Below are 10,060 nucleotides of genomic sequence, written 5' to 3'. Positions count from 1 at the left end.
CCCGTCCGCATCCGTCGCGATGGCGGTGTTCGCGTTCTCGGTGAGGTACGAGCCGCGGCTGTCCTCGACGGCGCGGAAGCCCTGGGCGAGCAGGTCGGTGCGCACGCTCGCCGCTTGCTCGGCGGAGATCGGCGCCCAACCGTAGATCTGCACGTGATCGCTGGCGATCGAGTAGTCGCCCCAGACGCACTGCAGGCCACCGGTGAGCACTGTGGACCCTGCGCGGAACGACTCCTGGCGGAAGGTCCAGCCCTGATCGGACAGACTCTTCACGACGCTCGGGTCGAGGATGCCGTCACATGTTGCCGCGGCGGCGGTGGCGGTACCCGTCGGCACGGGGGTTGCGCTGGCCGTGCCGGTCGCGGCAGGGGTCGAGGTGACAGGATTCGACGGCGCGGGGCTCGCGGTCGCCGTGCATCCCGTAAGGGCGACGAGCGCGAGCGCCGACGCGGTCAGCATCGTGGCACGTCGGGTCACGGGGCGGTCCCTTCGGCTCGGGCGACGGCGCCGAGGAACGCGTCGTGCAGTGCACCGTTGGTGGCCAGCACCGATCGGTCCGAGAGCGACGCGCTGCCGTCGATCGCGGTGACGCGTCCGCCGGCCTCGGCGATGATCGGGAACATCGGGGCGATGTCGTACTCCTTCACTCCGAACTCGGCGACGAACTCGAGCCGGCCCTCGGCGAGCAGCATGTACGGCCACGCGTCGCCGTAGCCTCGGTCACGCCACACGGTACGGGTGAGGGCGACGAGCTGGTCGAGGCGCCCGACCTCGTCCCACTGCTGAATGCTCTGGAAGCTGATGCTCGCCTCGGCGAGCGTGTCGACCGACGAGACGCCGAGGCGACGCGGTCCGGCGTCGGTCGCCGTCCACGCGCCCGATCCGGTCGCGCCCCACCAGCGGCGCCCGAGGGCGGGCTGGCTGACGACGCCGACCTGGGGCACGCCGTCGACGGCCAGGGCGATGAGCGTCGCCCACATCGGGATTCCCTTGAGGTAGTTCGCGGTGCCGTCGATGGGGTCGATGATCCATTGGCGGTGGGTCGATCCTTCGGCTCCGTACTCTTCGCCGAAGATGCCGTCGTCGGGGCGCTCACTGCCGAGGATCGCCCGGATCGCCCGCTCGGTCGCGAGGTCGGCCTCCGTCACGTGCGTCGCATCGGGCTTCACATCGATCTCGAGGTCGGCGGCGTCGAAGCGCGCCATCGTGACGGCGTCGGCCGCGTCCGCGAGGCGCAGCGCGAGCGCCAGATCGGCGGCGAAGAGACCGGATGCCGCGGCATCCCGGGCGTCGGCGGCGTCGGGAGTCACGGGCGCGGCGGTCATGGCTCCAGCCTATCCGGCGGTTCTCGGCCCGATTCGCGGCGCGGGACGCGGGATGATAACGTTGACCCTCGGTTCGACCGCGAGCTTTCGCAGCGCGAACCATGCACCTCTAGCTCAATCGGCAGAGCAACTGACTCTTAATCAGTGGGTTCTGGGTTCGAGTCCCAGGGGGTGCACCGCAGAAGGGCCTCGGCACGCGACAGCGTGGCCGAGGCCCTTCGTCATTGCCCCCACGGTCACAGGGCGGCACTGCGCACATCTGCCGGAAACACGAGGGAAACGGCCGTGTCTCCCGGGCGCGGAATGCTGGCGGCATGCCCGATTCTGCTGCATCCGCTCCCCGCCCGCTGCTCACGATCACCGATGCCGTCATCCTCTCGATGGTCGACGGCGAGGACTGGTTCCGCGGCTGGATCTCGGTCGGTGTCGACGGGCGCATCTCCGGCCTCGGGGTGGGTGACGCCCCGGCAGACGCCCTCACCGCCGCCGAGGTGGTGGATGCCGCCGGCGCCTTCGTCGCTCCCGGTTTCGTGTCGGCACACAGCCACATCTTCACGTCCGGCATGCGGGGCATGACCCCCGGAGACCCGCTCTACGGCTGGGTCGGCGTGCAGGCGCAGTTCATGTCGGGAACCGACGCCGACGACGTGTACTGGATGACGCTCCACGGCAGCCTCGACTTCCTCGTCAACGGCGTCACCTCGGCCTACAACTTCCTCTCGTCGCGGTTCCACAGCCGCTACGACGCGGCGAGCGACAGCCGCGTCATCCTCGCCGAGCTCGGCCCCGAGTACGTCTACCGGCAGGTGGATGCCGGCGCCGACGCGAACCTGCGCATGGTCAACGCGGTGCGCATCGACTCCGAGCTGCAAAGCGCCGATCGTGCGCACGGGGTGTTCGCCGATGCGATGGACTACGTGCGCACCGCCATCCCGCGCGAACTCGACCTCGGCGGCTCGGTGTTCGGCGCGCAGCAGTGGAGTGACAGTCCCGAGACGGCCGCGCACGAGGCGGCGATGATGGACGCCCACGGGGTGAGCAACCAGGCGCACTTCCTCGAGACGAGCGAGGCGCTCGACCAGCAGCGCGAGAAGTTCGACTGGTACGAGCGCTCGGGAGCGCTGCGTCCCGGCTTCCTGTTCGGCCACTTCGTGCACCCCGACGAGCACATGTCCCGCACCGCCGCGGAGCGCGGCGCCGGCATGGTGTGGCAGCCCGCCTCCAACGGCCGGCTCGCCTCGGGCTTCGCCGACATCCCGCGCTACCGCGAACTGGGCATGCCGATCGGAGTGGGCCTCGACGACCAGTCGTGCACCGACATCTCCGACCCCTTCCAGAACATGCGCATCGGCATGTACGCGCAGCGTGCCCTGCACCGGGATGCCGCGATCATCATGCCGCGCGAGATGATCCGCATGCACACGCTCGGCGGTGCCGAGGCGCTGGGTGTGGGGGACCGCATCGGATCGCTCGCGGTGGGGAAGTTCGCCGACCTCGTGATCGTCGACCCGCGGCATCCCGACACCGGACCCGTCTGGGACCCCTTCGCCCACTACGCGTTCGCGTGCGGACTGCGAAACCTCACCCACGTATACGTCGGTGGCCGGCTCGTCGCCCGTGACGGGGTGAGCACCCACCCGCTCGCGGCGACCGCGTCGCTCGAACTGCACGACCGCGTGCGGTCGGCCGCCGCCCGTGCGGGGCTGGCGGCCGACCTGGCGTGGTGATCGGGGGGATCAGGCGGCGTCGCCGATGAGCACCGCGGCGCCCTCTTCGGCCTCGTCCGCCTCGCGCACGTCGATGCGTGCGAGCTTCGGGCGTCCGACGAGGATCGCCCCGGCGGAGATCAGCACCGCGAGCGCGGCGACCCAGTAGGGCACCGACGCGTTCGCCGCGTGCCACAGGAACGCGGCGAGCGGCGGAGCGGCGGCGCCGCCCAGGAACCGCACCGCGGAGTACGCCGACGACGCCACCGCGCGCGGCAGATCGGTCGCCTCCATCACCGACTCGGTGAGCACGGTGTTCATGATGCCCAGCATCAGACCGCCCACGATGATGCACACGACCAGAGCGGTGGGGGAGGTCACGAGCACACCCGCGACGACCAGGTCGATCGCCAGGAGCGGCAGTGTGATGAGCATGGCGGTGCTGCGGGTCATCCGCTTGAGCATCAGGGGTGCGACCCAGACGCTCGTGATCGCGACGGCGATGCCCCACCCGAAGAAGGTGAACCCGATGCCCATCGCGCCGAACCCCAAGGGGAAGGGCGAGAAGGCGAGCAGCGTGAAGAACCCGATGTTGTAGAAGAGCGCCGCGACCGCGAGGATCGCCAGCGACGGGTTGCCGAGCGCCCGGAACGGCGCCGAGAACGCCACTGGCGTGCGCTTCTCACCCTTGGTGCGCAGCAGGATCGCGATCGCGACGAACGCCACCGCCATCAGCACCGAGACACCGAAGAAGGGCCACTTCCAGCTCACCTCGCCGAGCAGGCCGCCGAGCAGCGGGCCGACAGCGATGCCGATGCCGAGCGCCGCCTCGTAGAGCATGATGGCCGCCCCCGAGCCGCCGGCCGCAGCGCCCACGATCGTGGCGAGGGCGGTCGAGATGAAGAGCGCGTTGCCGAGGCCCCAGCCCGCCCGGAAGCCGATGACCGCCTCGACCGACCCGCTGAGACCGGCGAAAAGGGCGAACACCACGATGAGCGCGAGACCGATCAGCAGGGTCGCCTTCGCTCCGATGCGGCTCGAGATCCAGCTCGTGACGAGCATCGCGAGAGCGGTCACGAGCAGATAGCTCGTGAACAGCAGCTCGGTCTGCACCGGTGTCGCCTGCAGGGACTCGGCGATCGCCGGGAGGATGGGGTCGACCAGGCCGATACCCATGAACGCGACCACGCAGGCGACGGCGACCGCCCACACCTGCAGCGGCTGACGCAGAACGGATGCCCCGGTGCCCCCGCCGCTCATCGGGCCACAGCCGGCGAGACGGCCGTGCGATCGGCGAGGATCTGCGAGGCGCGACGGAGGGTCTCCCACTCGTCGTCGGCGAGGTCGGTGAACAGCGGTTCGATCGCCGCGACGAGGTCGGCACGCCAGCGATCGAGCGCCGCACGGCCGTCGGCGGTGAGGTCGACGACGGTCGCGCGCGAGTCCTCCGGGTCGCCGGCGCGGGTCACGAGGCCCTCGTCGACCAGCTGGCCGACGAGGCGGGTGACGACGGGCTGCGGCGTGCGCGCGAACTGCGCGAGCGCGCCGACGCGGAGCGCGCCCTCTCCGTTCAGCGCACTGAGCATGCGCCACTGCGCGGCCGGCACCTCGCTGCCGGTGCGGACGGCGGCGATGCGCGTGAGCGCGTGGGCGGCGGTCACGATCCTCTCGATATCCTTGGTGCGAGTCATACCGGAAGTATATACCCCGAGTATGTAATGCGATTGACCCCCGAGGGGATCGGCGGAGCTTCACGCGCACCGCCTTGACATCGCGGCATCCGACTTCTTAGTCTCGCAATACCTGAATCAGCTTTCAGGAAGTCCTTCCAAGGGTGAAAGGCAATCACATGCGAGTTACGAAGAAGTTGCTCCTCGGGGCGGTGATCGCGAGCGCCGCCATCGGCCTCAGCGCATGCGCCCCCGGAACCGGCGCCGGGGCAGGCAGCACCGCCTCGGGTCCGTCGGAGGTCACCGTCGGCGTGATCACGAGCGAGACCGGAGCCCTCGCGGGCTACGGCAAGCAGTACCTGGACGGCTTCAAGGCCGGCCTGAACTACGCGACCGGCGGCACGAACACGATCGACGGCACCAAGATCACCGTCGACTACCGGGATGACGCGGGCAACCCCGACACCGCCGTCACCGCGGCGAAGGATCTGATCGGTCAAGGCGTCAACATCCTCGCGGGCTCGGCCTCGTCGGGCGTGGCGCTCAAGCTCGCCGACCAAGCCGCACAGAACAAGGTGCTGTTCATCTCGGGTCCCGCGGCCACCGATGCCATCACCGGCGCCAACAAGTACACGTTCCGCTCCGGCCGTGAGAGCGCGCAGGACGTCGCCACCGCCGGCACGTTCCTGCCCGACATCAGCGGCAAGAACGTCGTCGTCTTCGCTCAGAACAACGCGTTCGGGCAGGGCAACGTCGCCGCCGTCAAGGCGATCCTCGGGGCCAAGGGCGCGACCGTGACGCCCGTGCTCGTCGCCGAGGACGTGACCGAGTTCACCCCGTTCGCCCAACAGGTGCTCAGTGCCAAGCCCGACCTCGTCTTCGTCGCGTGGGCCGGCGCCACCACCGGTGCGATGTGGCAGGCGCTCAGCCAGCAGGGCGTGCTCGACCAGATCCCGGTCGTCACCGGGCTCGGCGATTCGTCCACGTTCAACGCCTACGGCGATGCGTCCACGAAGATCAAGTTCCTGAACCACTACTTCCCGGGCGCCCCGTCGAACGACGTGAACACCAAGATGATCGACCTCATCACGCAGGCCGGCGGCACGCCCGATCTGTTCAGCCCCGACGGCTTCAACGCGGCGCTGATGATCGTGCACGCCATCCAACAGGGCAAGGGGGACGTCGATCAGATGATCTCGTCGCTCGAGGGCTACACCTTCGACGGTCCGAAGGGGAGCAACACCGTGCGCGCCGCCGACCACGCCCTGATCCAGGACATGTACCAGGTGAAGCTCGTCGCGAACGGCTCGTCGTTCACGCCCCAGCTGGTCGACACGGTCAAGGGCGCGGATGTCGCCCCCGCACCCGTGACGATGAAGTAGCCGGAGGCCGCATGTCCAGCTCCACCCCGCCCGCCCTCGAGATCGCCGGCCTCGGCCGGCAGATCGGTGGCGCGACGATCCTGAAGGACGTGGACCTCACGGTCCCGGCCGGCTCCTCCGTCGGGGTCATCGGCCCCAACGGAGCAGGGAAGACCACCCTGTTCAACGCCGTGTCCGGACTCGTCAAGCCCACGTCCGGCTCCATCCGCCTCCACGGCTCCGACGTCACGCGCACGTCGGTCCCGCGCCGAGCGCGGGCGGGGCTGGGGCGCACCTTCCAGACCTCGAGTCTGTTCCCGCGGCTGAGCGTTCTCGAGAACGTGCGCCTGGCCGCCCAGGCTCAGCTCGGCGGCAGCTACTCGCTGCTGCGCTTCCCCGGGCGAGCGGATGCCGCGACCCGCCGCGCACACGCCGCGCTCGAGGAGGTCGGTCTCGACCACAAGCTCGACGCCTTCGCCGGCGACATCTCGCACGGCGACAAGCGCAAACTCGAGATCGCCGTGCTGCTCGCAACCGACGCCGACGTGGTGCTCCTCGACGAGCCCATGGCCGGCGTCGGGTCCGGTGACGTGCCGGGCCTCGTCGACACCATCCGCCGCATGCAGAGCGAGAAGAACTGCACCGTGCTCATGGTCGAGCACCACATCGACGTGCTCCTCGGCTTCGTCGACAAGGTCGCCGTCATGTACTTCGGCAGCATCATCGCCTTCGACGACCCCGCCGAGATCATGGCGAACCCGGTCGTGCAGCAGGCCTACCTGGGGACGGCGGCATGAGCGCGGCATCCGAATCGATCCTCGAGGTCGCGAACCTGCGGGCGACGATCGGCGGCCAACAGGTCGTCGAGGATGTCTCGTTCTCGGTGCCCGCGACCGGCATCACCGCGGTACTCGGCCGCAACGGCGTCGGCAAGACCTCGACGCTGCGTGCGATCCTCGGGCTGATCTCCCGCCGTGGGCAGGTGACGCTCGCGGGGGAGCGGATCGACGGGCTCTCCACCCATCGCATCGTGCAGCGGGGTGTGGGGTACGTGCCCGAGGACCGAGAGGTCTTCGCCGGCCTCACGGTGGCCGAGAACCTCGCCCTTGCAGAGCGGCAGCGCAACCCGCGCCGCGAGTTCGTCGCCGAGCTGTTCCCCGACCTCGTCGCACGCCGCAATCAGGCCGCCGGCACGCTCTCGGGCGGACAGCAGCAGATGGTCTCGGTCGCCCGGGCACTGCTCAACGACAACCGCATCCTGCTGGTCGACGAGCCGACCAAGGGGCTCGCGCCGAAGATCGTGACAGAAGTGGCGGATGCCCTCGCAGAGGCGGCGCGCACGGTGCCCATCCTGCTCGTCGAGCAGAACCTCGAGGTGGTGCGCCGGCTCGCCGGACCCGCGATCGTCATCAGTGGCGGGCGCGTGGTGCACACCGGCACCGCCGCCGGCATCCTCGACGACCCCGACCTCACGCGACGGCTGCTCGGAGTGCATGCGGAGGTGACCGCATGAGCTCCCTCGTGCTCGTCCTGATCACGGGCGTCGGCCTCGGCGCCCTCTACTTCCTCATCGCCTCGGGCCTCAGCCTCATCTACGGGCTCATGCACGTGCTGAACTTCGCCCACGGAGCCTTCCTGACGCTCAGCGCGCTGGTCGGCTGGGAGGTCGCGCGCCGCATGGACACCTCGTCCTGGGGTGGCTTCCTGCTCTCGATCCTGGCGGGCGCTGTCGTCGGCGCCGTGTTCGCGGCGGTCACCGAGTTGGCGCTGATCCGCCCCCTCTACGAACGTCACATCGAACAGGTGCTGGTGACCGTCGGGCTCTCGTTCGCCGCCGTCGCCCTGTTCGAGGGCATCTGGGGAACCGATCCGATCTACATCAAGGGTCCCGAGTGGCTCGTGCAGACGACCGACGTGCTGGGAGCGCGCATCCCGAACACCTACTGGGTGCTGATGCTCGCCGCCGCGCTCGTGCTCGCCGCACTCGTCGTGTTCCTGCGGCGCACGCGGTACGGCATGATCATCCGCGCCGGCGTCGAGAACCGGCAGATGGTGACCGCGCTCGGCATCGACGTCCGTCGCTCGTTCACCCTCGTCTTCGCCATCGGCGGGGCGGCTGCCGGCATCGGCGGCGTGCTCGCGGCGCAGTACACCGGATATGTCTCGGCTCAGCTCGGGCAGACTCTGCTCATCTTCGCGTTCATCGTCACGGTCATCGGCGGCCTCGGCTCGCTCGCGGGCGCGGCGATCGCGTCGGTGATCGTCGCTGTGCTGCAGCAGTTCTCGAACTTCTTCCTCGGCGGCACCGGCGACTTCATCGTGGTCGTGCTGCTCGCGGTCGTGCTGCTGGTGCGCCCGCGCGGACTCCTCGGGAGGGCGGCATGACCGCGGCATCCATCTCGCAGCCCCGCCCGGTGCGGCGCGCACTCGTGCCGGCGATCGTCGGCGTCGTCCTCGTCGCTGTGCTCGCCGTGCTGCCCCTGCTCGACCTGTCGATCCCCGGCATCCTCCCCGGGCCCACCTACACGGCGGGCAGTCTGCAGCTCATGGCCCTGTGCATGGTCTTCGCCGCTCTCGCGCTGTCGTACAACATGCTGCTCGGCACCGCGGGACTGCTCTCCTTCGGGCACGCCCTCTACTTCGGGGCGGGGGCGTACGGCCTCGGCATCGTGCTGCAGTACGCCGGTGTGCCGCTGTGGCCGGGCGTGCTGATCGCCCTGATCGGCGGCCTCGCGATCGCGGCGCTCACCGGCGCGATCAGCATGCGGGTGACCGGCATCCCGTTCGCGATGGTGACGCTGGCATTCGCCCAGGCAGGCTCCGTGCTCGTGCGCCGCAACCAGGAGGTCACCGGAGGCGAAGAGGGACTCGCCCTCCCGACCGGCTCGGTTCCGGATGCACTGCTCGGGGTCGCGAACACCCGAAACCTCTACTGGATCGCCCTCGTGGTGGTCGTGCTCGTCTATCTCGTCGCGCTCTGGGTCGACAGTTCGCGCCTCGGGCACCTTGCGCGAGCAGCGCGCGAGAACGATCAGAGGGTGCAGATCCTCGGACTGCGCCCCTACACCGCGAAACTCCTGGTGTTCGTCGTCGCCGCCGGATGCGCCGCGGCCGCCGGTGTCGCCTACATGCTCCTGCAGTCGGGCACTCAGCCGCGGGCGGTGTCGGCCGACCTCACGATCACGATCCTCGTGATGGTCGTGCTCGGCGGTGTCGGGTTCCGCTGGGGAGCGGTGATCGGCGGGGTGGTCTACACGCTCCTCGACCAGCGCCTCACAGTGCTCGCCCGCACCGACGCGATCGCCGGCCTTCCCGACGTGCTGCGCGTGCCGCTCTCCGAACCGCTGTTCCTGCTGGGCGTACTGTTCATCATCGTGGTGATGTTCCTGCCCGGTGGGATCGCCGGCACCGTCGACCAGCTTGCGCGGCGGCGACGCTCGGCGCGTCGCGCGACGCCCCTGACCGAGCTGGATGCTGCGGAGGACCGCGTCGAGGCGCGAGTATGAACGCCCTCGACCTGACACCGCTCGTCGACGAGCCGCACACCGTCGCGCGCTGGGTGCGCGACCGGGCGCGGCTGTCGCCGGCGTCCACCGCGATCGATGACCGAGGGGTTCGCATCGACTACGCGACGCTCGCCGAGCGCGTCGCGGGGTTCGTCGAGGCGTTGCGTGCGGCGGGCTACGGTGCGGGCGACCGCGTCGCCACCGTGTCGGGCAACTCGATCGACCATGTCGTGGCGTTCTTCGGCTGCGCGTCGGTCGGCGCGGCATTCGTTCCGCTGTCGTGGCGGGCAGCCGCCGGTGAACTCGCCGCCCTGATCGCACGCGCGCGGCCGCAGCTGCTCCTCGTCGACGATGAGTACGCGGGGCTCGTCGCCGAGGCACGCACGCACCTGGACACGGTGCCGCCCGTCGCCGTGCTCGGCGGTCACACCTCCGAGCGGGTGTTGCCGCCGCGGCATCCCGACCACGGCGCCGCACCGCGCCCCCGCGGGG

Annotated in this window: 11 protein-coding genes and 1 tRNA gene; 8 read left to right on the top strand and 4 right to left on the bottom strand. The window is 70.0% G+C overall.

The annotated features are described in order from the left end of the window. A partial coding sequence (locus ASG00_RS03860; RefSeq protein WP_162238341.1) for a hypothetical protein occupies positions 1-477 on the bottom strand: 477 nt, incomplete at its 3' end. Continuing rightward, complete coding sequence (locus tag ASG00_RS03855) at positions 474-1,325, bottom strand: inositol monophosphatase family protein (RefSeq protein WP_082483036.1); 852 nt, start codon at positions 1,323-1,325, stop codon at positions 474-476. The genes ASG00_RS03855 and ASG00_RS03860, both read right to left, overlap by 4 nt. 103 nt (positions 1,326-1,428) lie before the next feature. On the opposite strand from ASG00_RS03855, the gene ASG00_RS03850 reads away from it, so the two are divergent. Both ASG00_RS03850 and ASG00_RS03845 read left to right on the top strand, forming a co-directional pair. Next, positions 1,429-1,501 (top strand) — tRNA-Lys (locus ASG00_RS03850). 138 nt (positions 1,502-1,639) lie between these two features. Then, positions 1,640-3,052: an amidohydrolase family protein gene (locus ASG00_RS03845; RefSeq protein WP_056207018.1), complete on the top strand. Its 1,413-nt coding sequence runs from the start codon at positions 1,640-1,642 to the stop codon at positions 3,050-3,052. Between the two features lie 9 nt (positions 3,053-3,061). On the opposite strand, the gene ASG00_RS03840 is transcribed toward ASG00_RS03845, so the two are convergent. Both ASG00_RS03840 and ASG00_RS03835 read right to left on the bottom strand, forming a co-directional pair. Further along, entirely contained in the window at positions 3,062-4,291 is a 1,230-nt protein-coding gene (locus ASG00_RS03840) for an MFS transporter (protein ID WP_056207017.1), read from the bottom strand. After that, a complete protein-coding gene (locus ASG00_RS03835; protein ID WP_056207015.1) occupies positions 4,288-4,722 on the bottom strand; it encodes a MarR family winged helix-turn-helix transcriptional regulator in 435 nt (144 codons plus the stop codon). Before ASG00_RS03835 ends, ASG00_RS03840 begins: the two co-directional genes overlap by 4 nt. 158 nt (positions 4,723-4,880) lie before the next feature. On the opposite strand from ASG00_RS03835, the gene ASG00_RS03830 reads away from it, so the two are divergent. The 6 genes from ASG00_RS03830 to ASG00_RS16795 form a co-directional block, all read left to right on the top strand. Next, complete coding sequence (locus tag ASG00_RS03830) at positions 4,881-6,083, top strand: substrate-binding domain-containing protein (RefSeq protein ID WP_056207014.1); 1,203 nt, start codon at positions 4,881-4,883, stop codon at positions 6,081-6,083. A gap of 11 nt (positions 6,084-6,094) precedes the next feature. Further along, positions 6,095-6,859, top strand: coding sequence for an ABC transporter ATP-binding protein (locus tag ASG00_RS03825; protein ID WP_056207012.1), 765 nt, complete (start codon positions 6,095-6,097; stop codon positions 6,857-6,859). Next, complete coding sequence (locus tag ASG00_RS03820; protein ID WP_045248504.1) at positions 6,856-7,575, top strand: ABC transporter ATP-binding protein; 720 nt, start codon at positions 6,856-6,858, stop codon at positions 7,573-7,575. Before ASG00_RS03825 ends, ASG00_RS03820 begins: the two co-directional genes overlap by 4 nt. Further along, complete coding sequence (locus tag ASG00_RS03815) at positions 7,572-8,447, top strand: branched-chain amino acid ABC transporter permease (protein ID WP_056207010.1); 876 nt, start codon at positions 7,572-7,574, stop codon at positions 8,445-8,447. Before ASG00_RS03820 ends, ASG00_RS03815 begins: the two co-directional genes overlap by 4 nt. Then, entirely contained in the window at positions 8,444-9,568 is a 1,125-nt protein-coding gene (locus ASG00_RS03810) for a branched-chain amino acid ABC transporter permease (RefSeq protein ID WP_056207008.1), read from the top strand. Before ASG00_RS03815 ends, ASG00_RS03810 begins: the two co-directional genes overlap by 4 nt. Continuing rightward, positions 9,565-10,060: AMP-binding protein (locus ASG00_RS16795; protein WP_235559122.1), on the top strand; the 496-nt coding region annotated here is incomplete at its 3' end. The genes ASG00_RS03810 and ASG00_RS16795, both read left to right, overlap by 4 nt.

Origin of the sequence: Microbacterium sp. Leaf351, assembly GCF_001423825.1 — a bacterium.
Taxonomy (GTDB): Bacteria; Actinomycetota; Actinomycetes; order Actinomycetales; family Microbacteriaceae; genus Microbacterium; species Microbacterium ginsengisoli.
Note: the sequence above shows the minus strand (reverse complement) of the source record. Positions and strands in the feature narration are given on the sequence as shown.

Bases quoted from the DNA above. Each gene is read 5' to 3' on its own strand.
- ASG00_RS03855 (WP_082483036.1), bottom strand. From the start codon at position 1,325: ATGACCGCCGCGCCCGTGACTCCCGACGCCGCCGACGCCCGGGATGCC.
- ASG00_RS03845 (WP_056207018.1), top strand. From the start codon at position 1,640: ATGCCCGATTCTGCTGCATCCGCTCCCCGCCCGCTGCTCACGATCACC.
- ASG00_RS03840 (WP_056207017.1), bottom strand. From the start codon at position 4,291: ATGAGCGGCGGGGGCACCGGGGCATCCGTTCTGCGTCAGCCGCTGCAG.
- ASG00_RS03835 (WP_056207015.1), bottom strand. From the start codon at position 4,722: ATGACTCGCACCAAGGATATCGAGAGGATCGTGACCGCCGCCCACGCG.
- ASG00_RS03830 (WP_056207014.1), top strand. From the start codon at position 4,881: ATGCGAGTTACGAAGAAGTTGCTCCTCGGGGCGGTGATCGCGAGCGCC.
- ASG00_RS03825 (WP_056207012.1), top strand. From the start codon at position 6,095: ATGTCCAGCTCCACCCCGCCCGCCCTCGAGATCGCCGGCCTCGGCCGG.
- ASG00_RS03820 (WP_045248504.1), top strand. From the start codon at position 6,856: ATGAGCGCGGCATCCGAATCGATCCTCGAGGTCGCGAACCTGCGGGCG.
- ASG00_RS03815 (WP_056207010.1), top strand. From the start codon at position 7,572: ATGAGCTCCCTCGTGCTCGTCCTGATCACGGGCGTCGGCCTCGGCGCC.
- ASG00_RS03810 (WP_056207008.1), top strand. From the start codon at position 8,444: ATGACCGCGGCATCCATCTCGCAGCCCCGCCCGGTGCGGCGCGCACTC.